Origin of the sequence: Streptomyces sp. NPDC090442, assembly GCF_044769405.1 — a bacterium.
GTDB lineage: Bacteria > Actinomycetota > Actinomycetes > Streptomycetales > Streptomycetaceae > Streptomyces.
The window spans coordinates 1-25,431 of sequence record NZ_JBIVXW010000038.1; the positions used below are offsets into that span (position 1 = coordinate 1).

At 74.8% G+C, this 25,431-nt stretch carries 26 protein-coding genes; 11 read left to right on the top strand and 15 right to left on the bottom strand.

Annotated features, from left to right (window positions below; all coding sequences use genetic code 11):
• From cysD to ACIQU6_RS25520, 9 genes are all read right to left on the bottom strand, one after another.
• Positions 1-557: sulfate adenylyltransferase subunit CysD (gene cysD / locus ACIQU6_RS25480; protein WP_403483985.1), on the bottom strand; the 557-nt coding region annotated here is incomplete at its 3' end.
• Complete coding sequence (gene cysC / locus ACIQU6_RS25485) at positions 554-1,087, bottom strand: adenylyl-sulfate kinase (protein WP_403483986.1); 534 nt, start codon at positions 1,085-1,087, stop codon at positions 554-556. The genes cysC and cysD, both read right to left, overlap by 4 nt.
• Before the next feature lie 23 nt (positions 1,088-1,110).
• Complete coding sequence (locus ACIQU6_RS25490; protein ID WP_403483987.1) at positions 1,111-1,797, bottom strand: phosphoadenylyl-sulfate reductase; 687 nt, start codon at positions 1,795-1,797, stop codon at positions 1,111-1,113.
• Positions 1,794-2,018 (bottom strand): hypothetical protein, encoded by a 225-nt coding sequence (locus ACIQU6_RS25495; RefSeq protein ID WP_403483988.1) that lies wholly within the window; start codon positions 2,016-2,018, stop codon positions 1,794-1,796. The genes ACIQU6_RS25490 and ACIQU6_RS25495 overlap by 4 nt, the downstream gene beginning before the upstream one ends.
• Before the next feature lie 28 nt (positions 2,019-2,046).
• A complete protein-coding gene (locus ACIQU6_RS25500; protein WP_403483989.1) occupies positions 2,047-3,741 on the bottom strand; it encodes a nitrite/sulfite reductase in 1,695 nt (564 codons plus the stop codon).
• Positions 3,742-3,959: 218 nt separating this feature from the next.
• Positions 3,960-4,043 (bottom strand): putative leader peptide, encoded by an 84-nt coding sequence (locus ACIQU6_RS25505; RefSeq protein WP_383424235.1) that lies wholly within the window; start codon positions 4,041-4,043, stop codon positions 3,960-3,962.
• Between the two features lie 193 nt (positions 4,044-4,236).
• Positions 4,237-4,827: a GNAT family N-acetyltransferase gene (locus ACIQU6_RS25510; protein ID WP_403483990.1), complete on the bottom strand. Its 591-nt coding sequence runs from the start codon at positions 4,825-4,827 to the stop codon at positions 4,237-4,239.
• Positions 4,828-4,914: 87 nt separating this feature from the next.
• A complete protein-coding gene (locus ACIQU6_RS25515) occupies positions 4,915-5,799 on the bottom strand; it encodes an LLM class flavin-dependent oxidoreductase (RefSeq protein ID WP_403483991.1) in 885 nt (294 codons plus the stop codon).
• A gap of 148 nt (positions 5,800-5,947) precedes the next feature.
• A complete protein-coding gene (locus tag ACIQU6_RS25520) occupies positions 5,948-7,348 on the bottom strand; it encodes a GAF domain-containing protein (RefSeq protein WP_403483992.1) in 1,401 nt (466 codons plus the stop codon).
• Between the two features lie 298 nt (positions 7,349-7,646).
• Here ACIQU6_RS25520 and ACIQU6_RS25525 point away from each other — a divergent pair, with 298 nt between their 5' ends.
• On the top strand, positions 7,647-8,063 hold the full coding sequence (locus ACIQU6_RS25525) for a hypothetical protein (protein WP_274912675.1): 417 nt from the start codon (positions 7,647-7,649) through the stop codon (positions 8,061-8,063).
• Positions 8,064-8,229: 166 nt separating this feature from the next.
• On the opposite strand, the gene ACIQU6_RS25530 is transcribed toward ACIQU6_RS25525, so the two are convergent.
• Positions 8,230-9,873, bottom strand: a complete 1,644-nt coding sequence (locus tag ACIQU6_RS25530; protein ID WP_403483993.1) for an acyl-CoA dehydrogenase family protein — start codon at positions 9,871-9,873, stop codon at positions 8,230-8,232.
• Positions 9,874-9,891: 18 nt separating this feature from the next.
• Here ACIQU6_RS25530 and ACIQU6_RS25535 point away from each other — a divergent pair, with 18 nt between their 5' ends.
• On the top strand, positions 9,892-10,863 hold the full coding sequence (locus ACIQU6_RS25535) for a YihY/virulence factor BrkB family protein (protein ID WP_403483994.1): 972 nt from the start codon (positions 9,892-9,894) through the stop codon (positions 10,861-10,863).
• Positions 10,864-10,881: 18 nt separating this feature from the next.
• On the opposite strand, the gene ACIQU6_RS25540 is transcribed toward ACIQU6_RS25535, so the two are convergent.
• Positions 10,882-12,558, bottom strand: coding sequence for an IclR family transcriptional regulator C-terminal domain-containing protein (locus tag ACIQU6_RS25540; RefSeq protein ID WP_403483995.1), 1,677 nt, complete (start codon positions 12,556-12,558; stop codon positions 10,882-10,884).
• Between the two features lie 236 nt (positions 12,559-12,794).
• Here ACIQU6_RS25540 and ACIQU6_RS25545 point away from each other — a divergent pair, with 236 nt between their 5' ends.
• The 4 genes from ACIQU6_RS25545 to ACIQU6_RS25560 all read left to right on the top strand — a co-directional run bounded on the left by ACIQU6_RS25545 (position 12,795) and on the right by ACIQU6_RS25560 (position 16,438).
• Positions 12,795-13,502 carry a protocatechuate 3,4-dioxygenase subunit beta gene (locus ACIQU6_RS25545; protein ID WP_403483996.1) on the top strand — a complete coding sequence of 236 codons (708 nt, stop codon included), beginning with the start codon at positions 12,795-12,797 and terminating at the stop codon, positions 13,500-13,502.
• Positions 13,502-14,098, top strand: a complete 597-nt coding sequence (pcaG, locus tag ACIQU6_RS25550; protein ID WP_403483997.1) for a protocatechuate 3,4-dioxygenase subunit alpha — start codon at positions 13,502-13,504, stop codon at positions 14,096-14,098. The genes ACIQU6_RS25545 and pcaG overlap by 1 nt, the downstream gene beginning before the upstream one ends.
• A 319-nt stretch (positions 14,099-14,417) precedes the next feature.
• Positions 14,418-15,236 (top strand): 3-oxoadipate enol-lactonase, encoded by an 819-nt coding sequence (gene pcaD, locus ACIQU6_RS25555; protein ID WP_403483998.1) that lies wholly within the window; start codon positions 14,418-14,420, stop codon positions 15,234-15,236.
• Positions 15,236-16,438, top strand: coding sequence for a 4-hydroxybenzoate 3-monooxygenase (locus tag ACIQU6_RS25560; RefSeq protein WP_403483999.1), 1,203 nt, complete (start codon positions 15,236-15,238; stop codon positions 16,436-16,438). The genes pcaD and ACIQU6_RS25560 overlap by 1 nt, the downstream gene beginning before the upstream one ends.
• Here ACIQU6_RS25560 and ACIQU6_RS25565 read toward each other — a convergent pair.
• The 3 genes from ACIQU6_RS25565 to ACIQU6_RS25575 all read right to left on the bottom strand — a co-directional run bounded on the left by ACIQU6_RS25565 (position 16,414) and on the right by ACIQU6_RS25575 (position 19,341).
• Positions 16,414-17,472 (bottom strand): PP2C family protein-serine/threonine phosphatase, encoded by a 1,059-nt coding sequence (locus tag ACIQU6_RS25565; protein WP_403484051.1) that lies wholly within the window; start codon positions 17,470-17,472, stop codon positions 16,414-16,416. The two genes, ACIQU6_RS25560 and ACIQU6_RS25565, sit on opposite strands and share 25 nt — an antisense overlap.
• A 283-nt stretch (positions 17,473-17,755) precedes the next feature.
• Positions 17,756-18,007 (bottom strand): hypothetical protein, encoded by a 252-nt coding sequence (locus ACIQU6_RS25570; RefSeq protein ID WP_403484000.1) that lies wholly within the window; start codon positions 18,005-18,007, stop codon positions 17,756-17,758.
• 116 nt (positions 18,008-18,123) lie between these two features.
• Positions 18,124-19,341 (bottom strand): serine hydrolase domain-containing protein, encoded by a 1,218-nt coding sequence (locus ACIQU6_RS25575; RefSeq protein ID WP_403484001.1) that lies wholly within the window; start codon positions 19,339-19,341, stop codon positions 18,124-18,126.
• A 201-nt stretch (positions 19,342-19,542) separates the two neighbouring features.
• Here ACIQU6_RS25575 and ACIQU6_RS25580 point away from each other — a divergent pair, with 201 nt between their 5' ends.
• Positions 19,543-20,139, top strand: a complete 597-nt coding sequence (locus tag ACIQU6_RS25580) for an isochorismatase family protein (protein WP_403484002.1) — start codon at positions 19,543-19,545, stop codon at positions 20,137-20,139.
• Between the two features lie 29 nt (positions 20,140-20,168).
• On the opposite strand, the gene ACIQU6_RS25585 is transcribed toward ACIQU6_RS25580, so the two are convergent.
• Positions 20,169-20,996 (bottom strand): lipase family protein, encoded by an 828-nt coding sequence (locus tag ACIQU6_RS25585; protein WP_403484003.1) that lies wholly within the window; start codon positions 20,994-20,996, stop codon positions 20,169-20,171.
• Positions 20,997-21,191: 195 nt separating this feature from the next.
• Here ACIQU6_RS25585 and ACIQU6_RS25590 point away from each other — a divergent pair, with 195 nt between their 5' ends.
• From ACIQU6_RS25590 to ACIQU6_RS25605, 4 genes are read left to right on the top strand one after another with little or no spacing between them, the layout of a single operon-like run.
• Complete coding sequence (locus tag ACIQU6_RS25590) at positions 21,192-21,605, top strand: hypothetical protein (RefSeq protein ID WP_403484004.1); 414 nt, start codon at positions 21,192-21,194, stop codon at positions 21,603-21,605.
• Positions 21,605-22,204, top strand: coding sequence for a 2Fe-2S iron-sulfur cluster-binding protein (locus ACIQU6_RS25595; RefSeq protein WP_403484005.1), 600 nt, complete (start codon positions 21,605-21,607; stop codon positions 22,202-22,204). Before ACIQU6_RS25590 ends, ACIQU6_RS25595 begins: the two co-directional genes overlap by 1 nt.
• Complete coding sequence (locus tag ACIQU6_RS25600; RefSeq protein WP_403484006.1) at positions 22,201-23,187, top strand: FAD binding domain-containing protein; 987 nt, start codon at positions 22,201-22,203, stop codon at positions 23,185-23,187. Before ACIQU6_RS25595 ends, ACIQU6_RS25600 begins: the two co-directional genes overlap by 4 nt.
• 33 nt (positions 23,188-23,220) lie before the next feature.
• Positions 23,221-25,335: a xanthine dehydrogenase family protein molybdopterin-binding subunit gene (locus ACIQU6_RS25605; protein ID WP_403484007.1), complete on the top strand. Its 2,115-nt coding sequence runs from the start codon at positions 23,221-23,223 to the stop codon at positions 25,333-25,335.
• Positions 25,336-25,431 lie beyond the last annotated feature (96 nt).

A 25,431-nucleotide genomic window follows, 5' to 3' on the forward strand; every position in this document is an offset into this window, starting at 1 on the left:
GGGGAGTGTCGGCCGTTGTAGAGCTGCCACAACTCGGGGCGTTGGCGGCGGGGGTCCCAGCCGCCGAACTCGTCGCGTAGGGAGAAGACGCGTTCTTTGGCGCGGGCTTTTTCCTCGTCCCGGCGGCCGCCGCCGAAGACGGCGTCGAAGCGGTGGGAGTCGATGGCGTCCAGGAGGGGGACGGTTTGCAGGGGGTTGCGGGTGCCGTCGGGGCGTTCGCGGACCTCGCCGCGGTCGATGAAGTCCTGCACGGAGGCGACGTGCAGACGCAACCCGTGACGGGCCACGACACGGTCGCGGTAGTCGATCACCTCGGGGAAGTTGTGACCGGTGTCGACGTGCAACAACGCGAACGGCACCGGCGCCGGCGCGAACGCCTTCAACGCCAGATGCACCATCAGGATCGAGTCCTTGCCACCGGAGAACAGAATCACCGGCCGCTCGAACTCCCCCGCCACCTCACGGAAGATGTGCACCGCCTCCGACTCCAACGCATCCAGGTGGGACAGCGCGTAGGGGTCGTGCAGTTCCTCGGTGACAGAAGCGACGGTCGTCACGCCAGCCCCCTCTCGACGAGCAGCGCGTGCAGCGCCGCCGCGGATTCCTGGACGGTCTGGGTGTGCGACTCGATCCGCAGGTCCGGATCCGCCGGCGCCTCATAGGGGTCGTCGACGCCGGTCAGACCGGAGATCTCGCCGGCCGCCTGCTTGGCGTACAGGCCCTTCACGTCCCGCTCGGAGCAGACCTCGACCGGGGTGGCGACGTGCACCTCCACGTACGGGGTGCCCTCGCCCTGGTGGCGCTTGCGCACCGCCTCCCGGCTGTCCGCGTACGGGGCGATCACCGGGACCAGGGCCTTCACGCCGTTGCTGGCCAGCAGTTCGGCGACGAAGCCGATCCGCTGGACGTTGGTGTGCCGGTCGGCGCGGCCGAAGCCGAGGCCCGCGGAAAGGAATTCGCGGATCTCGTCACCGTCGAGCACCTCGACGCGGTGGCCCTCGCCGCGCAGCCGGTCGGCCAGCTCGCGCGCGAGGGTGGTCTTGCCCGCGCTCGGCAGACCGGTCAGCCAGATCGTGGCGCCCGTCATCTCTCTCTCCTGAATCTCCGCCATCAGTGCAGTCCACACTCGGTCTTGTTAGTGCCGGCCCAGCGGCCGGCCCGCGCGTCCTCACCCGCCAGCACCCGGCGGGTGCAGGGGGCGCAGCCGACGGAGGCGTAGCCGTCCATCAGCAACGGGTTGGTGAGTACCCCGTGCTCGGTGACATAGGCATCCACGTCGTCCTGCGTCCAGCGGGCGATCGGGGAGACCTTGACCTTCTGCCGTCGGGCGTCCCAGCCCACCACCGGGGTGTCGGCGCGGGTCGGCGACTCGTCCCGGCGCAGCCCGGTCGCCCAGGCGTCGTACTGCGCCAGGCCGGCCTTCAGCGGCTCGACCTTGCGCAGCCGGCAGCACAGGTCCGGATCGCGCTCGTGCAACTTCGGCCCGTACGCGGCGTCCTGCTCCGCCACCGTCTGACGTGGCGTCAGGGTAAGGAGGTTGACGTCCATCACCGCCGCCACCGCGTCCCGGGTGCCGAGGGTCTCCGGGAAGTGGTACCCGGTGTCCAGGAACACCACGTCCACGCCGGGGAACGCCCGGGAGGCCAGGTGCGCCACCACCGCGTCCTCCATCGAGGATGTCACGCAGAAGCGGCTGCCGAAGGTCTCCGCGGCCCACCGGAGGATCTCCGGCGCGGACGCGTCCTCCAGGTCGCGGCCCGCCTGTTCGGCGAGCCGCTGGAGGTCGGTGGGCGTCACGGCGTACCTCCGTCGGAAGCGGACCGGGGCCCAGTGGCTCCCGGGGCTAACAGGCCCAGGAACGCGAGCCGGAAGCCGCGGCTGCACGCCCGGCACTCCCATGCCCCTCCTCCGGGCCCTCGGCCCGGCCCGGCCTGGGGGGACCCCGATCCGCCCTCCGACGGACGCAGATCCTCGTCCCCGCAATACGGGCAGTAGAACGGCGCGGCGCGTTCGCTCACGATGTCTCCCCAACTGTCGCGGTCCGGCTCACTTCAGCGCACCCTCTTCGGCGCGCGCCGCCCAGGTGGCGAACCGCTCGCCGTCCGCGCGCTGTTCCTGGAAGTTGCGCAGCACCCGCTCGACGTAGTCGGGCAGTTCGTCGGCGGTCACCTTCAGCCCGCGGACCTTGCGGCCGAAGCCCGGCTCCAGGCCCAACGCGCCACCGAGGTGCACCTGGTAGCCCTCGACCTGGTTGCCGTTCTCGTCCAGCACCAACTGGCCCTTGAGGCCGATGTCCGCGACCTGGATGCGGGCGCAGGCGTTGGGGCAGCCGTTGAGGTTGATGGTGATCGGCTCCTGGAAGTCCGGCATCCGGCGCTCCAGTTCGTCGATGAGCCAGGAGCCGCGCCCCTTGGTCTCGACGATCGCCAGCTTGCAGAACTCGATGCCGGTGCAGGCCATGGTGCCGCGCCGGAACGGCGAGGGGCTGACCTGGAAGTCCAGCGCCTCCAGGCCCGCGACGAGCGAGTCGACCCGGTCCTCGGCCACGTCGAGGATGAGCAGCTTCTGCTCGACGGTGGTACGCAGGCGGTCCGAGCCGTGCTCGGCGGCGAGTTCGGCGATCTTGGCGAGGGTGGTGCCGTCCACCCGGCCGACGCGCGGGGCGAAGCCCACGTAGAAGCGGCCGTCCTGCTGCCGGTGCACGCCGACGTGGTCGCGCCACTGGGCGACCGGCTGCTCCGGCGCCGGGCCGTCCACCAGCTTCCGCTTGAGGTACTCGTCCTCCAGCACCTGGCGGAACTTCTCGGTGCCCCAGTCGGCCACCAGGAACTTCAACCGGGCGCGGTTGCGCAGCCGGCGGTAGCCGTAGTCGCGGAAGATGCCGACCACGCCGGCCCAGACGTCGGCGACCTCGGAGAGCGGCACCCAAGTACCCAGGCGCTGGGCCAACTTGGGGTTGGTGGACAGGCCGCCGCCGACCCACAGGTCGAAGCCCGGGCCGTGCTCGGGGTGGACGACGCCGACGAAGGCGACGTCGTTGATCTCGTGCACCACGTCCTGGAGGGGCGAGCCGGAGACCGCGGTCTTGAACTTCCGCGGCAGGTTGGAGAACTCCTTGCTGCCGATGTAGCGCTCGTGGATCTCGTCCACGGCCGGGGAGCCGTCGATGATCTCGTCCGCCGCGATGCCGGCCACCGGGGAACCGATGATCACGCGCGGGCAGTCGCCGCACGCCTCGGTGGTGGAGAGTCCCACCGCCTCCAGCTTCTCCCAGATGGCGGGGACGTCCTCGATGCGGATCCAGTGGAGCTGGATGTTCTGGCGGTCGGTGATGTCCGCGGTGCCGCGGGCGTACCGCTCGGAGACCTCGCCGACGGTGCGCAGCTGGGCGACGGTCAGCCGGCCGCCGTCGACCCGGACCCGCAGCATGAAGAACTCGTCGTCCAGCTCCTCCGGCTCCAGGATCGCGGTCTTTCCGCCGTCGATGCCGGGCTTGCGCTGGGTGTAGAGGCCCCACCAACGCATCCGTCCCCGCAGGTCGTTGGGGTCGATGGAGTCGAAACCGGCCTTGGAGTAGATCGTCTCAATGCGTGTCCGCACATTGAGACCGTCGTCGTCCTTCTTGAACTGCTCATTGCCGTTGAGCGGGGTGAAGTGCCCAGCGGCCCACTGGCCCTCGCCGCGGTGGCGGCCGGCCTTGCGGCGGGTCGTGGCGGTGGGGAGGTCCGGGTTGGCGGCCATGGTTTACGTCCTTCTGGGCGGCTCAAAGGGGCTGCGGACGGCTGCGGTGGACCCCGGGTGACCTGCGCGGACATGCCGAACGCGGCGCACGGCGGCGCACTTCGGGGCGGTTTTGCGGGTCGGGGGTGCAGCGCGTCCGCGACGATGGGGACGGCGTGCGAGAACGGTGGTGCTGAGTGGTGTCCGGGGGCGCGGCGGCGGTCCCGGCACGCGCGGCCTCAGCCCGCCCGACAAATGGCGCTGGACATGCGGCCGAGGTCGACGTGCCGCCGACTCACCAAGGCAATTCCAGCTTCAGACATGACGGAAGCGTGGCACGCGATTCTTCGGACAGTCCACCGTCATCCAAGATGTGGACGCGTATGTATTGAATGGCGAGACGGTGTGGCGTTCGTCACGCGACGGGTGAGCGGCGGCTGCGCGGTCGGGCGTCGTCGGGGGAGCGGCGAAGGGCCCGCGGAGGGTGGCCTGATGGAGCGGGGAGGGGGCTTCGGGTCAGTTGGCGGCGGTCGGCACCGGGCCCGCGCCGGGCCACGGTCCGGGCGTCTCGACGACGGGCTCCTCGCTCGCCTCGGTGTCGTACAGCCGGAAGCCGCGCCGCGCGTAGTTGGCCCGCGCGTGCGGCCCGTCGTCGCTGCAGGTGTGCACCCACACCCGCTCGGTCTCCCGCAGTCCGGGCCACCGCTCGGCCAGGTCCCAGGCCCGCGCCGTCCCGTGGGTGAGCAACTGCCCGCCGATCCGTCGGCCCCGGAACGCCGACAGCAGCCCGAAGTAGGTGATCTCCACCGCCCCTTCCGGCTGCGCCTGGAGCTCGATGAACCCGGCGGGCGTCCCGCGCTCGTACGCGACCCAGGTCTCGGTCCCCGGCGCTCCGAGGTGCTCGGTCCACCGCGCGTACGACCACCCCAGCCGGTCGGTCCACAGGATGTCCGCGCCGACCGCGGTGTAGAGGAACCGGCTGAATTCGGGCGACGGCGTCTCGGAACGGGCGATCCGCACCCCCTGCTCCGCCGGCGGCGCGGTCGCGGGCGCGAGGTCGGCGGGCGAGGTCTGTTCCAGGTACCAGGTGGTGACGGGGTGGCTCATGCGGCCAGCACATCACAACGGGCGAGAAGCCGGGCGCCGGTCCGGCAGACGGGACGCCGCCCGCCGCCGTCGCCCGGTCCGCGGTGGTCAGCCCGCCATGCCGGGCCAGTCGCCCTCCGGTGCGAAGACCGCGTCCGCCAGCCGCCCGACCTGGTCCGGGTCCGGCGACCAGCAGTACAGCATCACCTCGTCCGACCCGATGGCCAGCAGGCCGGCCACCGCCTCGCGGACCGCCGCCGGGGTGGTGAGCAGACCGCGCACGACGTGGTCGGTGGAGGGGGAGGCGCCGTAGTACGCGCGCAGCTCGCGCCGGGCGCGGTCCAGCACGGCGTCGGGGCCGAGGGCGACGTTCACCTGGGCCAGCAGCCGGGGGCGGCCGGACCGGCCGGCGCGGGCCCAGGCGGCCTCCACGTCCCGGAACATCCCGTCCATCTGCTGGGACGGCAGGGCCGCCGCGAGGAAGCCGTCGCCCCACCGGGCCACCCGCTCCACCACGGCCGGCACGAACCCGCCGAACAGCACCTCGGGACCGCCGGGCCGGGCCGGCGCCGGCCCCACCGGACCGACGTCCGCGGACAGCGGCTCACCGGCCCACAGCCGACGCAGCGTCGCCATCTGCCCGTCCAACCGGCGGCCCCGGGTGCGCAGTTCCACCCCCGCGGCCAGGTAGTCGTCGGCGCGCCCGCCGAGGCCGATGCCGAGCGTGAACCGGCCGCCGGACAGCAGGTCCAGCGTGGCGGCCTGCTTGGCGAGCAGTGCGGTGCGGTGCAGCGGGGCCAGCAGCACCTCGGTCTGCAACCGCACCCGGGAGGTCGCGCCGGCCAGCGCGGCCAGGGTGACCAGGGGTTCGGGGTTGGCGTAGACGAGCCGGTCGAGCAGCGCGACGGTGGAGAAGGGGGCGGCGTCGGCGCGCCGCGCCCAGCCCAGCAGTTGTGCGGGGTCGCCGATGGGAAGGCCGAGACCTACGGACACGGAGGATCCTCCAGAACGGCATGCCGAGGGCATGCGGAAACGCGGATGGTCGTGTCGCCCGCTCGTCTGGCCCGGCGCGCGCTCCCGCGCGCCGTCCGCTCCCGTTCTGCGACGTCTTTCTGGAGAGCTGTGTCAGAGTGCGCCCACCCTAGAGGAGGGGGGTGCGCCCGCGCACCGGGTTTTCCGGCGGCGGCCCGCCGGGCCGCCCGTCCCCGGACCGCCGGGCCGCCAGCACCCCCGGCGCCGTGGAGTGCGGCAGCAGCTCCACCGGCCGGGCCGGCAGCCGCAGTTCCACCTCCACCCCGTCCGCGAAGCGGTACGGCCGATGGGCCAGCACCCCGGCGAGATGGCGCCGCAGTCGGGACAGCTCGGCCCGGACCGTCACCGTCCGTCCGCCGTCGCCGAACACGTCCCGGGCCAGCTCGGCCGCGCTGCGCCCGCGCGGATGGGCGGCCAGCAGGAACAGCAACTCGGCGTGGCGCGGGGTCAGCGCGTGCGACCAACTGCCCGCCGGGCCGGTCACCGTCACCACCGGACCGCCCGCCCCGCCGAGGTCCAGCACCACCCGGTGCGGCCCCGGCACCGGCTCCGGGCGGCCGAGCCGGATCAACCAGCCGCCCGGCAACGGCTCCAGCGTGCACATCCCGTACCGCGGCAGCCAGAGCGGCCCGGCCTCCGGTTCCCTGGGCAGCGCCACCCGGTCCGGCGGGGTCATCCCCGTCACCGCCGCCGTCCAGCCGTGCGGGTCCACCGCCAGCGCCCGCCCGCCGATCCTGGCCAGCACCGGTGCCGCGCTGGCCCGCAGGCGGTCCAGGGACGCGTGGTGCCGGGTGCGCAGCTCGCCCTCGGCGAGCCGGGCCACCGCGGAGACCAGCGCCAGCGTCGTCGGATGGAACGAGTGCGCCGGGCCGCTGAGGTCGACGGTGCCGAGCAGCCGCCCGTCCCGGGGGTCGTGCAACGGCGCCGCGGCGCAGGTCCATTGGTGGTGGCTGCGCAGGAAGTGCTCGGCGGAGTGCACCAGCACCGGGCTGCCGGCCACCAGTGCGGTGCCGATCGCGTTGGTGCCGACCGCCCCCTCCGTCCAGTCCGCGCCCTTGTCGAAGCCCAGCCGGTCGGCCATCCGCCGGATCGGCGCGCTGCCGTCCCGCCACAGCACCCGGCCCTCGGCGTCGGTGACCACCATGATCTGCTGGGCCGCGTCGGCGGACGGCAGCAGCTCGCCGCCGAGCATCGGCAGCACCGACGTCAGCCGTGACCGCTGCCGCCGGTGCTCCAACTCCGCGACGGACAGGAGGTTTTGGTCCGAGGCTCGCTCCGGGTCCACCCCGCGGTCCAGCACCCGCTGCCAGGACTCCCCGATCACCGTGCGGGGTGCGTCCCGGGGCGCCTCCGACGCCAACTCGCCGGTCAGTGCCGCCTCGTGGACGCCGGACAGTCGCCGCGCGGTCTCCCGGATGTCCTGGGCCGACCGGACGGCGCTCTCCAACGGTCGCTCGGCCGGCCGGTCACCGGCTCGTCCGCCGGCCCTCTCGATCGGTCTGTCGTTCACACTGCTCTCCGTTGCGCCCATGCGTCCGGCCTGCTCCAGGTCCCTGCCCATCGTGCCGTCAGCAGCCGGCCAGGGAAGGATATTGAGCAGAACGGGTGCAACGGAATGCAACCGTTGTGGCCTATGACGCCCGCAGGGAAGCCTGAACCCCGGCGGTCGATGGCGTTCTTCCCCCGCACCCCAAGGCGCGGGGACCCCCATCGGACGTTCACCGGCCACCCGACGGAGGACCTCCGATGGATGCCGGGGACGCGATCGACCGCCCACGTCGTCGGCACGGTGTGGGAGGGGGCTCACCATGGTGGCCGCCGCCCCGCGTGTCGTGGTGATCGGCACCGGCGAGGGAGGCCGGAGCGCCCGGGCCGCCCGGCTGGCCGGACACTACGGCGTGCCCCGGCTGTCCGCGGTCGACGTCCTGATCAGACGTCAGCCCCTGCCGACCGGGGGCTACGTGATCGACGGCGCGCCGCAACTCCTCGACCGGGTCGCGCGCTTCGGCGGTCCGTTGCCCGTACCGGCCTTCGCCGACCTCGTCGTGCACCTGCGCGAGGCGGGACAGGACGGCGCGGACGACGCCTATCGCGTGATCCGGTACTACGAGGCGCGCGGGGTCCTGGTCGGCTTCCGGCCGGACGTGCCGGACGTCGAGATCATCGTGGTCATCGACGCGGCGCTGCGCGGACGCACCGCGCCGCAGCCGCCGCGATGGCCCTGAAGACCGGGAACGGTGCCGAGTCGGCGCGGTGCCGCTCCCACCCGGCGCGGCGGCGGTTATCCCCTGTCCGTCCCCCGGCCGGAGCCGGCTTGCTGACGGTTCCGGCCGGGGGTACGGAACCGCCGTCGCGCCGCTAACTCCCTTACGTGACACGCACGTTGGCGTGCTACCCGACCACCACCGGTCGCGCCCGGTCCACCACCGCCGCCAGGTCCAGTGTGTGCGGCAGCGTGCCGAAGGCCGCCCCCGCGTCGCCGCCGAGCCGGGCGGCGCAGAACGCATCGGCCACCGCCGGCGGCGCGAACCGCACCAGCAGCGAGCCCTGGAGCACCAGCGCCAGCCGCTCGGCCAGCCGCCGGGCCCGCGCCTCCATGCCCTCCAGGTCCGCGAGCTCGGTCAACAGCCCCCGGATCGCCCGGTCCAGCCGGTGGTCCGCGCCCCGCGCGGCGCCGATCTCCGTCAAGTAGGCGTTCAGCGCCGCCGGTTCGCGGCGCAGCGCCCGCAGCACGTCCAGCGCCTGGACGTTGCCGGCGCCCTCCCAGATCGAGTTCAGCGGCGCCTCCCGCAGCAGCCGCGGCAGCCCCGACTCCTCCACGTAGCCGTTGCCGCCCAGGCACTCCAGCGCCTCCGCCACCAGCGGCGTGCACCGCTTGGTCACCCAGTACTTGGCCGCCGGCAGCGCCAGCCGCAGGAACGCCCGGTCCCGTTCGGTGCCGCCGTCGTACGCCGCCGCCAGCCGCAGCGCCAGCGTCGTCGCCGCCTCCGACTCCAGCGCCAGGTCGGCCAACACGTTGCGCATCAGCGGCTGTTCGACCAGCCGGCGGCCGAACACCTCCCGATACGCGGCGTGGTGCAGCGCCTGCGCCACCGCCTGCCGCATCACCGCCGCCGACGCGGTCACGCAGTCCAGCCGGGTCGCCGCGACCATCTCGATGATCGTCGCCACCCCGCGCCCCTCCTCGCCGACCCGGCGCGCCCAGGTGTGCCCGTCGAACTCCACCTCCGCCGAGGCGTTGGAGCGGTTGCCGAGCTTGTCCTTGAGCCGCTGGAGGCCAAACGCGTTGCGGGTGCCGTCCGGCAGCACCCGCGGCAGCAGGAAGCAGGTCAGCCCCTCGGGCGCCTGGGCCAGCACCAGGAACGCGTCCGACATCGGCGCCGAGCAGAACCACTTGTGGCCGGTCAGCGCGTACTCCCCGGCCGCCGCCAGCGGCCGGGCGACGGTGGTGTTCGCCCGCACGTCGCTGCCGCCCTGCTTCTCCGTCATCGCCATCCCGGCCAGCGCCCCCGCCTTCCGCGTGACCGGCCGCAGTTCCGGCTCGTACACCCGCGAGGTCAACAGCGGCTGCCACACCGCGGCGAGTTCCGGTTCGGCCCGCAGCGCCGGCACCGCCGCGTGCGTCATCGACAGCGGGCAGCCGTGCCCCGCCTCCACCTGGGTCCACACCAGGAAGCCCGCGGCGCGCCGGACGTGCCCGTGCGGGCGGGACCAGGCGTCGGTCAGCCCGGCCGTCACCGCGTGGCCGAGCAGCCGGTGCCAGGCCGGGTGGAACTCCACCTCGTCGACGCGGTGGCCGTAGCGGTCGTGGGTGCGCAACACCGGCGGGTGGGCATTGGCCTGTTCGCCCCAGCGCTGCGCCTGGGTCGAGCCGGCCGCCCGCCCCAGCCGGCCGAGTTCCTCCCGCACGTCGTGGAGGTGCTCCTCGGCGACGTACCGGGCGACCCCCTCGGTGAGCGCCGGATCGGCGGCGAAGACGTCGTACCCGGTCAGCGGCGGGGGTTGGTTCGTCACGGTATGAGTGGTAGCTGCCATGCCCGATACGGTAAGGAGGTGCCGCCGCCGAACGAACCGAACGCACCGCAGGGACCGCCCCGCGGGCCCCTCACCCGCGCCCGCGCCCTGTACCGCAACGTCTCCACCCGCCGGCTCGTCTGGCTGCTGCTCAAGGACATCGTCGGCAGTTGCATGCGCTACCGCGTCACCGGCCTGGCCGCCGAGGCCGCCTTCTGGTGCCTGCTCTCGCTGCCCCCGTTGATCCTGGGCCTGGTCGGCATCCTCGGCTACACCGAACCGTGGATCGGCCACGCCACCCTCGACAGCTTCCGCACACACATGCTGCGCGCCGCCGGCACCGTGCTCTCCAGCCGCGGCGTCGACGAGATCGCCCGCCCGCTGCTCAACGACGTCTTCACCGCCCGCCGCCCCGACGTCATCTCCCTGGGCTTCGCCATCGCCCTGTGGTCCGGCTCCCGCGCGCTCAACGTCTTCGTCGACACCATCACGATCATGTACGGGCTCGACGGCCGCCGCGGCATCGTCAGGACCCGGCTGCTGGCCTTCGTGCTCTACCTCGCCGCGCTGGTGGCCGGGGCGATCGCGCTGCCGCTGATGGTCGCAGGACCCGATGTCGTCGTCGGCTGGCTGCCCGCCAGCGGGGACGCCATCCGCGTCCTGTACTGGCCGGTCGTGGTGATCCTCTCCATCAGCTTCCTCACCACCCTCTACCACCTCTCGGTGCCGGTCCGTTCGCCCTGGCGCGAGGACATCCCCGGCGCCATCGTCGCCCTGGCGATGTGGCTGCTGGGCAGCTTCCTGCTCCGGCTCTACCTGACCGCGACCGTCGAGGGCCCCACGATCTACGGCTCGTTGGCCGCCCCGGTCGCGGTCCTGCTGTGGATCGGCGTCTCCGCCTTCGCGGTGCTGGTCGGCGCCGCCATGAACGCCGCCCTGGACCGGGTGTGGCCGTCGGTCGCCACCGCCGCGGCCCGCGCGGAGCGCGAACGGCGCCGCGCCGCCGAGTGACGCGGTGCACCGGGGAGTTCAGGGCACCGGCAGCGGCAGATAGCGCCCGGCCACCCGCACCTCGTCCCTGATCGCGGCGGCGCATGCGTGGAGCGCCGGCAGCACGGCGGCCGCGGTGGCCTCCGGCGGCCGGCCGGCCGCGTGGCCGGCCACGCCCACCGCGGCGAGCACGCGCCCGGCGCGGTCGTGCACCGGGACCGCCAACGAGCGCAGCCCGGCCTCCAGTTCGTCGTCGACCAGGGCGTGGCCCTCGGCGCGGACCCGGTCCAGCAGGGCGGGCAGCCCGGCCCGTTCGGCGGCCGTGGCGCCACCCAGGCGGGCGGCCCGCTCGGCCGCCGACAGCCCCGCCAGCAGGACCCGGCCCGGGGCGGTGGCGTGCGCCGGTACCCGGGCGCCCGGCGTGACGGTCACGCTCATGATGCGCCCGGCCGGCACCCCGGCGACGTACCGGACGGCGCCGCCGCCGTCGGCGGCCAGCACCGCCAACGAGGCCGAGTCCCCGACCCGGTCGGCCAGCGCGGCCAGTTGGGGCCGGGCCAGCTCCGGCAGGGTCAGCCCGGAGAGCTGCGCGAAGCCGAGGTCCAGCACCTTGGGGGTGGGGCGGAAGCGCCCGTCGCCGGACGCCGTGTAGCCGAGGTGCTCCAGGGTGATCAGGGCCCGCCGGGCGGTGGCGCGGGGGAGCCCGGTGGCCCCGGCGACGGCGGAGAGCGTCAACTCCTCCCGGCCCGGGCCGAACGCGGTGAGCACGGCCAGCCCGCGGGCCACCGACACGACGAAGCCGGGGCCCAGTTGCCGCTTCGCGGCCAGGTGCCGGTCGGCCGGGCGGCCGGCGTCCCCGGTCGCCGGGGCGCGCGGTGCGCTCAGTGCGTCCTCCATGGCGGCGACCGTGCCGCGGAGCCGGGGGAGGACCGCGTCCGGCAGCGCGACCGGGGCGTGCCGGCTGGTGTGGCTGACCACGCTCACCGCGCAGACCGCCGCGCCGGCCGGCCCCCGCACCGGCATCGCCACCGCGATCAGGCCCGGCTCGATGAGCTGGTCGTCCGCGGACCAGTCGGCCTCCCGCGCCGCGGCCACCCGCGCGGTGAAGTCCGCCGCTATCCGCCGGGCGCCGGCCGGGGCGGCCTCGTCCCGACCCCGCCGCGGTACCGCGGGGAAGCCGGCGTCGGCCGGGTCCGCGGCCCGCCGCGCCCGCCAGCGGCGCCACTGTGCCGTGCCCCAGCCCGCCGCGAACAGGGCGCCCGGCGCGCCCCGTTCGGCCGGCAGCAGGTCGCCGATCCGGAACGCCAGCGACATCGCGCGGCGGCGGGTCGCCTGGTGGACGAAGCGCACCCCGTCGCCGTCGGGGACGGCCAGCGAGACCGATTCGTCCAGTGCGTCGGCGAGCTGGTCGGCCAGTGGGCCGAGCCGGTCGGGCAGGCCGGTGGCGGCCAGGTAGGCGTTGCCCAGCTCCAGCAACCCCGGGGCGAGCACCGCGTCGCGGCCCTCGGCGCGGACATGGCCGAGGGCCGCGAGGGTGCTCAGCACGCGGTCCACGGTGGCGCGCGCCAGGCCGGTGGCGTGGACCAGATCGCTCACCGCCGCCCGCCCGCCGGCCGCGGTCAGCGCGCGCAGCACGGCCAGCGCGCGGATCAGCGGCGCCACCGCCTCCGGTGGCGGCGACGGGGCGGGCGGTGCGGTGCGGACGGACGGCGGCAAGGGACCCTCCACGGTGCGGCGATGCGGTCCACGGCAGTGCGGAACCGTACCGGGCGGACCGTTGACACGTCCCCGGGCCGGGGCCAGACTCGGGACGGTCGCCCGTGTGAACTTCGGTTCACCAGGCGAACGACCTTCTCACAGAAGGGAGTTGAAAGGGAGTCGGTCCGCCGACACGGCCGGAGAGCCGCCGGCGGCCCACCGGTCCGTACCCGTCCACCGCAGGAAAGGGCACCATGACCGCACCGCCCTCCTCCGCCCCGCCGCTCCCCACCCCGGACCCCGAGCCGTACCGCGGAGCCCCCGAGCGCCACCCCCGGCGGCCCCGTCACCCCCTCGCCGTCGCCACCGACCCCGAGGCGGTCGAGCTGACCGCCCCCGTCTTCGGCCCCGCGGACGTCGACGCCCTGGACGCCGACCTCACCCGACAGCACCCCGGCGCCCCGCTCGGCGAGCGCATCACGGTCGCCGGCCACGTCCTGGACCGCGCCGGCCGCCCCGTCCGCGGCCAACTCGTCGAGGTCTGGCAGGCCAACGCCTCCGGCCGGTACGCCCACCGCGGGGACCGGCACCGGGCGCCGCTGGACCCCAACTTCACCGGCGTCGGCCGCTGCCTCACCGACGACCACGGCCGCTACGCCTTCACCACCGTCAGACCCGGCGCCTACCCCCTCCCCGACGAGAGCGCCTGGCGCGCCGCCCACCTCCACTTCTCGCTCTTCGGCACCGCCTTCACCCAGCGGCTGATCACCCAGATGTACTTCCCCGGCGACCCGCTCCTCCCGTACGACCAGGTCCTCGCCGTGGTCCCGGACGCCGCCGACCGCCACCGCCTGATCGCCGCCTACGACCACCAACGGTCCGTCCCCGGCGGCGCGTTGGCCTACCGCTGGGACGTCGTCCTGGACGGCCCCGCCGCCACCCGGACCGAGGGGAGCCGCTGATGCCGGCCGCCGCCGACCGCAGCGGGCCGCCCGCCCCCACGCCCGCCCAGACCCTCGGCCCCTTCTTCGGCCACGCCCTGCCCTTCCCCGACGGCGCCCGGATCGCGCCCGACGGCCACCCCGACACCCTCACCGTGCACGGCCACGTCCGCGACGGCGCGGGCGCACCGGTCGCCGACGCCCTGCTGGAGTTCTGGCAACCCGGCCCCGACGGCCGCCCGCCCCGCGAGCCCGGCTCGCTGCACCGCGACGGCACGCGCTTCACCGGCTTCGGCCGGGTCCCCACCGACGCCGACGGGCACTACGCGCTCCACACCCTGTCCCCGGCCGCGCCGCCCGGCCGCCCGGACGCCGCCCCCCACCTCGCGGTCATCGTCCACGCCCGCGGCCTGCTCCACCACCTGTTCACCCGCGTCTACTTCCCCGAGCACACCGCGGCCCACGCCGCCGACCCGCTGCTCTCGACGCTGCCCCCGCAACGCGCCGCCACCCTGCTGGCCCGCCCCGACGGCCCCGCCCGCTACCGCTTCGACGTGCAACTCCAACAGCCCCCGAACGACACCCCCGAGGAGACCGTGTTCCTCGCCTTCCACTGACCCCCACCCGGGACGCGCCGACCCGACCGCGGACCTACGGGCCCCACACCCCCGATGCGATACAACCTCGATACGCACGCCCCCACCCGCCCAATTCCCACCCACTCACGGGAGGTGGCGGGGTTCCGGGGTGGGGTGTCCGGTCGTCAAGCGGAGCAGTCCGGACACCCCACCCCGGAACCCCGCCACCGCACCCAACAACCCCCGCGCCGCAGGCGCACACAGCAACCCCACGGCGGGAGAGCCGACGACGTGGGAAGTAGCTCGCGCAGCCCACGGCGGGAGAGCCGACAACGTGGGAAGTCAGAACAGGAGCACCATGACACCCCCCGCCGCCCCCGCACTGCACCACACCGCCGACGGCCCGCCCGGCGCCCCGCCGCTGATCCTCGGCCCCTCCGTCGGCACCTCGCTCGCCCTCTGGGAGCCCCAACTCCCGGCCCTGGCCCGCCGGTTCCACGTCGTCCGCTGGGACCTCCCGGGCCACGGCGGCACCCCCACCGACGTCCTGGCCACCCCCGGCACCACCACCATCCCGGAACTCGCCGGCCTGGTCCTGCAACTCGCCGACTCCCTCGGCCTGGACGCCTTCGCCTACGCCGGGGTCTCGCTCGGCGGCGCGGTTGGCGCCTGGCTCGCCGCCCACCACCCCACCCGGATCAGCGCGCTCGCCCTGATCTGCTCCTCCGCCCGGTTCGGCGAGCCGGCCGGCTGGCGGGAGCGGGCCGCGCTGGTCCGCGCCAAGGGCCTGGACCAGGTCGCCGACGGCGCGGCCGGCCGCTGGTTCACCCCCGCCTTCGCCACGACACCGGAGGCCACCGCCCTGGTCACCGCCCTCCGCCAGGACGTCTCGCCCGAGGGCTACGCGGCCTGCTGCGACGCCCTCGCCGCCTACGACCTGCGCTCCACGCTGCCGCGGATCGCCGCCCCCACCCTCGTCGTGGCCGGCCGCGCCGACCCGGCCACCCCGCCCGCGCACGCCCGCGAACTCACCGACGGCATCCGGGACGCCAACCTCGTCGAACTGTCCGGCGCCGCCCACCTCGCCGGCGTCGAACGCCCCGCGGAGGTCCTCGCCGCCCTCCTCGCCCACCTCGCCCCGCTGCACGCCCAGCCCGCCCCAGGAACGGACTACTGATGCCCGGCACCGCCACCGCACCGGACGAGACCACCGTCGGCATCGTCGGCGGCGGCCCCGCCGGACTGCTGCTCGCCCGGTTGCTGCACCGCGCCGGCATCGACTGCGTGGTCCTGGAGGGCCGCGACCGCGCCTACGTCGAGCAGCGGCAGCGCGCCGGCATCCTCGAACAGGGCACCACCGACGTCCTGCGGGCCTGCGGGGCGGGGGAGCGGCTGGACCGCGAGGGACTGGTCCACGACGGCATCGAGCTGCGCTACGACCGGCGCGCCCACCGCCTGGACTTCCCGGCGCTCACCGACGGCCGCCGGGTCACCGTCTACGCCCAGACCGAGGTCGTCAAGGACCTGATAGCGCTCCAACTCCGAGGTGGCTCACCGCTGCTGTTCGAGGCCCGGGCGCGGGCGGTGACCGGCGCCGACACCGACCGGCCCCGCATCCACTACACCCACGACGGCCGCGAACGCACCCTCACCTGCCGCTACGTCGCGGGCTGCGACGGCTTTCACGGCGTCGCCCGAGAGGCGATCCCGGAGTCCGCCCGCCGGACCTACACCCGCACCTACCCCTACTCCTGGCTCGGCGTCCTCGCCGACGTCCCGCCCTCCCAGGACGAGTTGGTCTACGCCCACTCGTCCCGCGGCTTCGCCCTGCTCAGCATGCGCACCCCGACGGTGAGCCGGCTCTACCTCCAGGTCCCCAACGGCACCGACCCGGACGACTGGCCCGACGACCGGATCTGGGACGAACTGGCGGCCCGCGCCGCCGTCGACACCGTCCCCTGGAAACTGGCCCGCGGCCCGCTCACCGCCAAGGCGGTCCTCCCGCTGCGCAGCGCGGTGACCGAACCGATGCGCTGGGGCCGGGTGTTGCTGGCCGGCGACGCCGCCCACATCGTCCCGCCCACCGGCGCCAAGGGCCTCAACCTCGCGGTCGCCGACGTCACCGTCCTGGCCCGCGCCCTGACGCAGTGGCACCGCACCGGTTCGACGGAACCGCTCGACGCCTACTCCGCGACCTGCCTGCGCCGGGTCTGGCGCGCCGAGCACTTCTCGCACTTCATGACCACGACCCTGCACACTGCCCCGGACCAGAGCGACTTCGACACCCGGCTCCAGCTCTCCCAGCTCGACCGGATCGCCGGCTCCCGGCACGCCGCCGCCGAACTCGCCGAGAACTACACCGGGCTGCCGCTGCCCTGACCGCCGCCGGGGCCCGGCCGCTCCGGGTCCCGGTGCCCCACCCGGTACCGCACCAGCAGCATGGCCGCGTCGTCGTGCAGCGGCCCCTCCGCGTGGTCGACGACGTCCTCCCGGACCGCCCGCAACGCCGCCTCCGGGTCGGGGTCCTTCAGCAGCGTCGCCCGCTCGTCGAGCGGATAGAACCAGCCCGCCGAGTCCCGGGCCTCGGTGACCCCGTCGGTGTAGAAGAGCAGTTGGTCGCCGGGGGCGAACGGCACCCGGTACGGGACCGGCGCGTCCGGCCGGTGTTCCATCAGGCCCAGCGGCAGCGCCCGTTCCGGCGGCGGCGCGTAGCCGACCGCGCCGGACGGGCGGACGACCAGCGGGGCGGGGTGGCCGAAGTTCAGCAGCGTGGCGTCGCGGCCACGGCCTATCTCGGCGAGCACCGCGGTCACGAACCGCTCCCCGGAAAGATGGCGGTTGAGCGCCCGCTCGACCCGGGCGCCGACCGCCGACAGGTCCGCCTCGTCGTGCGCCGCCTCCCGGAACGCGCCGAGCACCACCGCGGCGCTCTCCACCGCCTCCAGGCCCTTGCCCTGCACGTCCCCGACGATGATCCGCACCCCGGCCGGCGAGGTCACCACCTCGTAGAGGTCACCGCCGATCCGGGCCTCGGCCACCGCCGAGGTGTACGAGACCGCGATCCGCAGCGGACCGGCGCTGCGCGGCACCGGCCGCAGCAGCACCCGCTGGGCGACCTCGGCGATCGACCGCACGTTGGCCAGCTCGGCCTCCCGGCGCTGCCGCATCACCGCGGCCACCACGCCGGCCGCGGTCACGCCCGCGACCGACAGCAGCGCGGTCAGCCCGCGCCGGCTCTCGAACAGCCCGCTGTGGACCCCCAGCCCCACGCAGAGCACGGCCGCGGTCAGCCCGATCAGCGCCGTCCGACGCCAGCCGCCGACCAGACCGGCGAACGCCGGCCCCAGCGACACCAGGGGCAGGAAGCCGACGCCCGGGCCCGCGGTGATGTCCACCGCGCTGACCGCGGCCATGACCAGGTACGGAAGCGCGGAGAGCGCACGGGAACGGGGGCGCGGCTCCCCCTTCTGCACGGTCAAGGTCCACTCCGGCGTCTTCCAGGCTCAGGGCAGGCCAGCCAGGCGGTCCCTGAGAGGCGATCGGTCGCGAGGCCCCGGCCGCCGACCGCTTCGCACCGTCCGAAACCGACCGCCGGGCCCCCGACCTGAGCATATGCAACGTTTGCCGGGCTGAATGACGGAGTGCGGGCCTCCGTTACCGAATCGCAGCGGGTCCGGGCACCCCCGTGCGGGCAGGTCAGGCGAGGTAGGTCCGGGCGTTCTTGACCCGGCCGGGCCGCAGGATCCGGATCGGTCCGCGGGTGCAGTCCGGGCAGTCCGCGCGGGTCAGCGGAGAGGGCACCCGATGGCCGTGGTTGAAGTAGTCGGCGCGCCGACGGCCCGCGAGATCGGTGGTGTGCCGGATCTCGTACTCCTCCTCCCACCCGTGCCCGCAGTGCAGACACACGAACGAGTACGCCTCGTGAATCGTCTCGGTGTCCCTTTCCATGGCCACCACGCCCTCTCCCCGGGGCCGTCGTCATCCGCGGCGGCGCCGGACGGATCCATGCCGCCCCCCCCATTATCGCTCCACCCGGGGCGAAAGGCGGCGGCCCGGAGGCCCCCTCAGCCGCCGGCAGCCTCCTGACCGCGCGCCTCCGCCAGCGCCGCGTACGCCGCCTCCACCAGTGACCGGCTGCGCAGGTCCTCGCCGCTGGTCCCGCCCCCGAAGCGGTTCATGACGTAGGCGTACGCCAGCCCGTTCTCCGGGTCCGCGAAGGCGTACGAACCGCCCGCGCCGCCGTGCCCGAACGCCCGCGGGTTGGGGCCCGCCTGCCCCCGCTCGTTGAGCATGTAGCCCAGCCCCCAGCGGAACGCGTCGGCGGTGCCGTCCAGGGTGAGCGCGCCGAGGGTGAGGTCCGGCTCGTCCGGGCGGCTCTGCGGGCTGCGCATCGCCTCCAGGACGGCGGGCCGCACCAGTTCGCCGCCGACCAGCGCCCCGTAGACGGCGGCCAGGCCGCGAGCCGACGCGTGGGCGTTGCCGGACGGGATCTCCGCCGCGCGGTAGGCGGCGCTGTTGACGTCGCCGGTGGGGATGTAGGTCAGGGCCAGCGCGACGCCGGCCCGGGGGTGGTCGGCGAGCCCGCGGACCGGCGGCGTCGGCAGGTCGGGGAAGCGCTCGCGGAGCAGGTCGGTGGTGAGCTGCCCGACCATGTCGGCGCACCGCGGCTGTTCGTCGGGCGGGGTGCCGATGAACACGTCGGCGCCGAGCGGCCCGGTGATCTCCGTGCGCAGGAACGTGCCCAGCGACCGCCCGGTGATCCGCCGGACCACCTCACCCACCAGATACCCGAACGTCACCGCGTGGTAGCCCTGCCGGGTCCCCGGCTCCCACCAGGGCGGGGTCGCCGCCAGGGCGTCGCAGACGTACTCCCAGTCGTAGGCCCGGCCCTCGGCCAGCGGCTCGCGGGGCGCCAGCAGTCCGGCGCGGTGGCTGAGCAGCCAGCGCACCGGTATGGCCTCCTTGCCGGCCCGGGCGAATTCCGGCCAATACCGCGCGACCGGCGCGTCCAGGTCCAACTCGCCCCGGTCCACCAGGAGATGGGCGCACAGCGCGGCCATCCCCTTGGAGGTGGAGTAGACGTTGACCAGGGTGTCCCGCTCCCAGGGCCGGCTCCCGGCCGTGTCCGCGTGCCCGCCCCACAGGTCCACCACCGGCGCCCCGTCCACCAGCACGGCGACCGCCGCCCCGACCTCGCCCTGGTCACGGAAGTTCCGCTCGAAGGCGGCCCGTACCCCCTCGTACCCCGGTGCGCAGTGCCCGTTGACGGTGACAGCTTCCACGGTGCTCTCCTCGCGTCGTCGCGGTGCGGATCGGATGCCGTGCCCCACCGGCCCGGCGCCCACGCGGGGACGCGAGTCACGTACGACCGTGGAGCACCTACGGATGATCCGCCCGGTCGATGCCTGTGGCAACCATGCGTGCCCGGCCGGAAGCGTTCCCGCCCGACCGGCCCAGCGCCGCGCCCATGGATCATGGAGACCATGACCGACGCACAGCTACGCCCCGTCCAGGCACTCCTCGTCGTCGACGTGCAGAGCGCGTTCGTCTCCGGCGGGGAAGCGGTGCCCGACGCGGCCCGGGTCCTCGACCGCACCCGCGACCTGCTCGCCCGGGCCCGTGCCGCCGGCGCCCTCGTCGTTCACCTCCAGAACGACGGCGAGCCGGGCACCGTCGACGAGCCGGGCACCGCCGGTTGGGAGCTCCACCTGCCCGTCACACCCGGCGCCCGCGAGCACGTGGTCCGCAAGACCGAGGACGACGGCTTCGCCGACACCCCGCTCGACGCCCTGCTCGACGACGCGGGCGTGACGGAGCTGACGGTGTGCGGGGTGCTCTCCGAGATGTGCGTCGCGGCCACCGCACGGGCCGCCCTGGACCGCGGCCACCGCGTCGTCCTGCCGCACGACGCGCACGCCACCTACGACATCCCCGCCGCGCCCGGCATCAGCGACACCGTCCCGCACGCGATGTCCTCCCGGGCCGCCGAGTGGGCCCTCGGCGACGAGGTCGAGATCGTCCCGCACGCCGCCGCCGTCCCCTTCACCGCCCCGACCGGGGCGGTGCACCAGGCGGGGTGAACCCGGCGTGATGCTGGGCGACTTGGGGCTCAGCCCTGCTCGCGCGCCGCGTTCTCCAGCGCCGTGACGTAGGCGGCCAGGGCGTGGTCGCGGATGCCGTCCGAGGTGGGGGCGAGCAGCTCGGCGGTCAGGCCCCGGCCGCGGTCCAGCGCGCCGCCGAGCAGCGGCATGGTGTTGTGCACCGCGCCCCGGGGGTCGATGTAGCGCAGCGCGGAGACATGGCGGAAGGCCGGCTCGGCGGGGAGCTGGGGGAGCAGGTCGTGGTGGTTCACGAAGCGGTACATCCGGTCCGCGAAGGCGGCGTTGAACTCCCCGGCCAGGCCCGGGTCGCAGGTGCGGGGCTGGCCGAAGGTGTAGACGCCGTCGGCGGTCAGGCGGGGGTCCTCGAAGTGCAGCCGGGCACCGGCCAGCATCGCCAGCGCCCCGCCCAGGCCGTGCCCGGTGAAGTAGACCGCCTGGTCGGCGTCCCGGAGCTCCTTGACCGCGGTGAGGATCTGCGGCCAGACCGACTCCAGGACCTCGGCGAAGCCGTGGTGGACGTACCCCCGGCCGCCGGGGCCCGGCCAGGGCGGGGTGGCGGCGGCCGACAGCCAGCCCCGCAGCGCGGCGGGCTCGGCGCCGCGGAACGCGGTGACGATCGCGTGCCGTCCGCCGAGGGTGTACGCCCGGGCCTCGTCGAGGGGGAACGGCGGGCAGAACGCGGTGTGGAGGTGGCGCACCCGGTCGAACCCCCATTCCCGGGCGGTGGTCTCGATCGTCTTCTCGTCCTGGTGCGCGAGTGCGGCGGCGCGCACCATGCGCAGCGCGTGGCGGAGGCTGTAGCCGGTGGCCTGCTGGTCGACGAGGGGACTGGTCAACGGGTCTCCTGGGGGTGCTGACGGCAGGGGCGACAGGGCGATTACGGAGAGCACGCCCTGACTACACAAAGTAACCTCGGGCTGGTGTGGCGGGTCGGTGCGCCCGTTTAAACCACTCCTTCGAGCCTCGGGTCGCCGGCTCCGGGACGCCGGGCGAGCCTGGAAGCGTCCGGCAACCCGAGGGAAGGGCCCACAGTGAACAGCGCGGAACAGGCGTCACACGCGGAACACGTAGCGGCCGAGGTCGTCGTGGAGGTCGAGGGCTGCAGCACCGAGGACGCGCACGCCGTCTTCGGTGTCCTGCGCACCGCCTTCCACTCCGACCGCGCCGCGGACGACGTCCCCACCGAAGTGGCCGGGCCGGGCGCGACGGTGTGGACCTCCACCGTCGACGTCAGCGAGCGCGGCGGCACCCCCGAACCGCGCCGGCTGTCCGCCCCCGTCACCGTCTCCCTCCAGGGCGGCTATTGGGCGGTGGACCAGCTCTGCGCCGGCCTGAAGTCCGCCTTCACCGTCGACGTCCTCGGCACGGCCGCCGGCGACCAGGAGAAGGAGGTCGAACTGCGGCTGGCGACGCTGCCGCAGACCGTCACCAAGGGCGCCCCCTGATGCCGTCCGGTGAACCGGGGGACGACGCCGGCGGCCCCCGCCCGGTCAACGGCCGCCGCTCCGAACTCACCCTCACCGTCAACGGCACCCCGCACACCGTGATCCTGGACCACCGCACCACCGTCCTGGACCTGCTCCGCGAGCACCTCGGCCTCACCGGCGCCAAGAAGGGCTGCGACCACGGGCAGTGCGGCGCCTGCACCGTCCTGGTCGACGGCCGGCGCGCCAACAGCTGCCTGCTGCTGGCCGTGGCGCACGACGGCCGCCGGGTCACCACCATCGAGGGCCTCGCCGACGGCGACCGTCTGCACCCCCTCCAGGAAGCCTTCCTGGACCGCGACGCCCTCCAGTGCGGCTACTGCACCCCCGGCCAGATCTGCTCCGCGCTCGGCGTCCTGGCCGAGGCGGCCGCCGGCTTCCCCTCCCACGTCACCCCGCACACCGCGCGCTCGGGGGCGCCGGTCGCGCTCACCGCCGACGAGATCCGCGAGCGGATGAGCGGCAACCTGTGCCGCTGCGGCGCCTACCCCCGGATCGTCGAGGCGGTCGCCGACGCGGCCGGAGTGCCGGACGTACGGGCGGAGGTGGGCGGCGCATGAGGCCGTTCGGCTACCTCCGGGTCGACAGCGTCGACGAGGCGGTGCGGGCCGCCGCCGGGCAGCCCGGCGCCCAGTTCCTGGCCGGCGGCACCAACCTCGTCGACCTGATGAAGCTCGGCGTCGAGGCGCCGCGCACCCTCATCGACGTCAGCCGGCTCCCGTTGGACCGCATCGAGGAACTCCCGGACGGCGGGCTGCGCATCGGCGCCACCGTCCGCAACGCCGACCTCGCCGCGGCCCCCGCCGTCCGCGACCGCTACCCGGTGCTGTCCCAGGCCCTGTTGGCCGGTGCCTCCGGGCAACTGCGCAACACCGCCACCACCGGCGGCAACCTCCTCCAGCGCACCCGCTGCACCTACTTCCAGGACACCGCCAAACCGTGCAACAAGCGGCAGCCCGGCTCCGGTTGCCCGGCCATCGAGGGCGCCCACCGCGACCTCGCCGTCCTCGGCCACTCCGCGCACTGTGTCGCCACCCAGCCCTCCGACATGGCCGTCGCCCTCGCCGCCCTGGACGCCACCGTGCACCTGCGCGGCCCCGAGGGCGAACGCGCCGTCCCCGCCGCCGAGTTCCACCGGCTGCCCGGCGACACCCCCGAACGGGACACCGAGATCCGGCTCGGCGAACTGCTCACCGCCGTCGAGCTGCCGCCGGCCCGCCCCGGCGCGCACTCCCGCTACCGCAAGGCCCGCGACCGCGCCTCGTTCGCCTTCGCGCTGGCCTCCGTCGCCGCCGTCCTGGCCGTCCGCGACGGCACCGTCGAGCACGCCGCGCTCGCCTTCGGCGGGCTGGCCCACCGCCCCTGGCGGGCCCGCGCCGCCGAGGCCGTGCTGCGCGGCGCGCCCGCCACCGAGGAGACCTTCGCCCGCGCCGCCGACGCCGAACTCGCCGCCGCCGCACCGCTGCGCGACAACGGCTTCAAGGTGCCGCTGGCCCGCGCCCTCGCCGTCGGCGTCCTGGCCGACCTCGCCGCCCCCGGCTGACCCCGCCCGCCCCCGACCCCAAGGACCCGCGCCATGCGCCACGAAACCCCGGAGCCGTCGACGCCGCCTCTCCCGTTGGGCGCCCCCCTGGTCCGCCGCGAGGGCCGCGAGAAGGTCACCGGCGCCGCCCGCTACGCCGCCGAACACACCCCGCCCGGCTGCGCCTACGCCTGGCCGGTCCCGGCCACCGTCGTCCGCGGCCGGATCACCGCCGTGGACACCCGCGACGCGCTGGCCCTGCCCGGCGTCCTCGCCGTCCTCACCCACGAGAACGCGCCCCGCCTCGGCGCCACCGAGGACGCGACCCTCGCGCTCCTCCAGGAGGACCGCGTCCCGCACCGCGGTTGGTACGTCGCGCTCGCCGTCGCCGACACCCTGGAGACCGCCCGGGACGCCGCCGAGGCCGTCCGCATCAGCTACGCCACCGACGGCCACGACGTGCTGCTCACCGCCGACCACCCCGGGCTGTACGTACCGGACGAGGTCTTCGGCGGCCCCGGGGCCCGCGAACGCGGCGACTTCGACGCGGCGTTCGCCGCCGCACCGACCACCGTCGACGTCACCTACACCGTGCCCCCGCTGCACAACCACCCCATGGAGCCGCACGCCGCCACCGCCCAGTGGACCGACGGCCACCTCACCGTCCACGACGCGAGCCAGGGCGCCACCAGGGTGTGCGAGGACCTGGCCGCGCTGTTCAAGCTCGGCACCGACGAGATCACCGTGGTCTCCGAGCACGTCGGCGGCGGCTTCGGCTCGAAGGGGACGCCCCGCCCCCAGGTGGTGCTCGCCGCGATGGCCGCCCGGTACACCGGCCGCCCCGTCAAACTCGCCCTGCCGCGCCGGCAGTTGGCCGCCGTCGTCGGTCACCGGACGCCCACCATCCAACGGGTGCGGCTCGGCGCCGGCCCCGACGGCGTGCTCACCGCCCTGGGCCACGAGAGCGTCTCGTACACCTCCACCCTCGTCGAGTTCGTCGAACAGGCCGCGATCCCGGCCCGCATCATGTACACCTCGCCCAACAGCAGCACCGTGCACCGGGTCGCCGCCCTCGACGTCCCCACCCCCTCCTGGATGCGCGCCCCCGGCGAGGCCCCCGGCATGTACGCGCTGGAGTCCGCGCTCGACGAACTCGCCGTCGCCCTCGGCCTGGACCCCGTCGAACTGCGGGTGCGCAACGACACCGACACCGAGCCGGACACCGGCCGCCCGTTCAGCAGTCGGCACCTCGTCGAGTGCCTGCACCGGGGCGCGGAACGCTTCGGCTGGGCGACCCGCGACCCGCGCCCCGCCGTCCGCCGCGAGGGCGACCTGCTGCTCGGCACCGGCGTGGCCTCGGCGACCTACCCCACCTTCGCCAGCGCCAGCACGGCCCAGGCACACGCCGCCCCCGACGGCGGCTACCGGATCCGGGTCAACGCCACCGACATCGGCACCGGCGCCCGCACCGTCCTGACCCAGATCGCCGCCGCCGTGCTCGGCGCCCCCGAGGACCGCGTCCATGTCGACATCGGCAGCAGCGATCTGCCGCCCGCCGTGCTCGCCGGCGGCTCCATGGGCACCGCCTCCTGGGGCTGGGCCGTCCACAAGGCGTGCACCGCACTGCTGGACCGGCTCCGCGACCACGAGGGGCCGCTCCCCGCCGAGGGTCTCACGGTCACCCGGGACACCCGCGAGGAGACCGCCGAGCCCTCCCCGTACGCCCAACACGCCTTCGGCGCCGTCTTCGCCGAGGTCCAGGTCGACACCCGCACCGGCGAGGTCCGGACCCGCCGGCTGCTCGGCCAGTACGCGGCCGGACGGATCCTCAACTCCCGTACGGCGCGCTCCCAGTTCATCGGCGGCATGACCATGGGCCTGGGCATGGCCCTCACCGAGGGCAGCGAGGTCGACCCCGCGTTCGGCGACTTCACCGCCTGCGACCTGGCGACGTACCACGTCCCGGCGTGCGCCGACGTCCCGGCCGTCGAGGCGTACTGGCTCGACGAGGAGGACCCCCACCTCAACCCCATGGGCAGCAAGGGCATCGGGGAGATCGGCATCGTCGGCACCGCCGCGGCGCTCGGCAACGCGGTCTGGCACGCCACCGGCGTCCGGCTGCGCGAGCTACCGCTGACCCCCGACAAGATCCTGGCGGCGCTGGCGTAGCCGCTCACCTGAGAGCGGGTCACCTCAAACGGATCGCTCCCTGTTGCGGGCCGGTAACCGCCGGGTCAGCATGGCACTCCAGCCATTCGTGACGGA

Bases quoted from the DNA above. Each gene is read 5' to 3' on its own strand.
- pcaD (WP_403483998.1), top strand. From the start codon at position 14,418: ATGACACCCCCCGCCGCCCCCGCACTGCACCACACCGCCGACGGCCCG.
- ACIQU6_RS25580 (WP_403484002.1), top strand. From the start codon at position 19,543: ATGACCGACGCACAGCTACGCCCCGTCCAGGCACTCCTCGTCGTCGAC.
- ACIQU6_RS25605 (WP_403484007.1), top strand. From the start codon at position 23,221: ATGCGCCACGAAACCCCGGAGCCGTCGACGCCGCCTCTCCCGTTGGGC.
- ACIQU6_RS25595 (WP_403484005.1), top strand. From the start codon at position 21,605: ATGCCGTCCGGTGAACCGGGGGACGACGCCGGCGGCCCCCGCCCGGTC.
- ACIQU6_RS25600 (WP_403484006.1), top strand. From the start codon at position 22,201: ATGAGGCCGTTCGGCTACCTCCGGGTCGACAGCGTCGACGAGGCGGTG.
- ACIQU6_RS25530 (WP_403483993.1), bottom strand. From the start codon at position 9,873: ATGGCAGCTACCACTCATACCGTGACGAACCAACCCCCGCCGCTGACC.
- pcaG (WP_403483997.1), top strand. From the start codon at position 13,502: ATGCCGGCCGCCGCCGACCGCAGCGGGCCGCCCGCCCCCACGCCCGCC.
- cysC (WP_403483986.1), bottom strand. From the start codon at position 1,087: ATGACGGGCGCCACGATCTGGCTGACCGGTCTGCCGAGCGCGGGCAAG.
- ACIQU6_RS25545 (WP_403483996.1), top strand. From the start codon at position 12,795: ATGACCGCACCGCCCTCCTCCGCCCCGCCGCTCCCCACCCCGGACCCC.
- ACIQU6_RS25560 (WP_403483999.1), top strand. From the start codon at position 15,236: ATGCCCGGCACCGCCACCGCACCGGACGAGACCACCGTCGGCATCGTC.
- ACIQU6_RS25510 (WP_403483990.1), bottom strand. From the start codon at position 4,827: ATGAGCCACCCCGTCACCACCTGGTACCTGGAACAGACCTCGCCCGCC.
- ACIQU6_RS25525 (WP_274912675.1), top strand. From the start codon at position 7,647: ATGGTGGCCGCCGCCCCGCGTGTCGTGGTGATCGGCACCGGCGAGGGA.
- ACIQU6_RS25505 (WP_383424235.1), bottom strand. From the start codon at position 4,043: ATGTCTGAAGCTGGAATTGCCTTGGTGAGTCGGCGGCACGTCGACCTC.
- ACIQU6_RS25570 (WP_403484000.1), bottom strand. From the start codon at position 18,007: ATGGAAAGGGACACCGAGACGATTCACGAGGCGTACTCGTTCGTGTGT.
- ACIQU6_RS25500 (WP_403483989.1), bottom strand. From the start codon at position 3,741: ATGGCCGCCAACCCGGACCTCCCCACCGCCACGACCCGCCGCAAGGCC.
- ACIQU6_RS25565 (WP_403484051.1), bottom strand. From the start codon at position 17,472: ATGGCCGCGGTCAGCGCGGTGGACATCACCGCGGGCCCGGGCGTCGGC.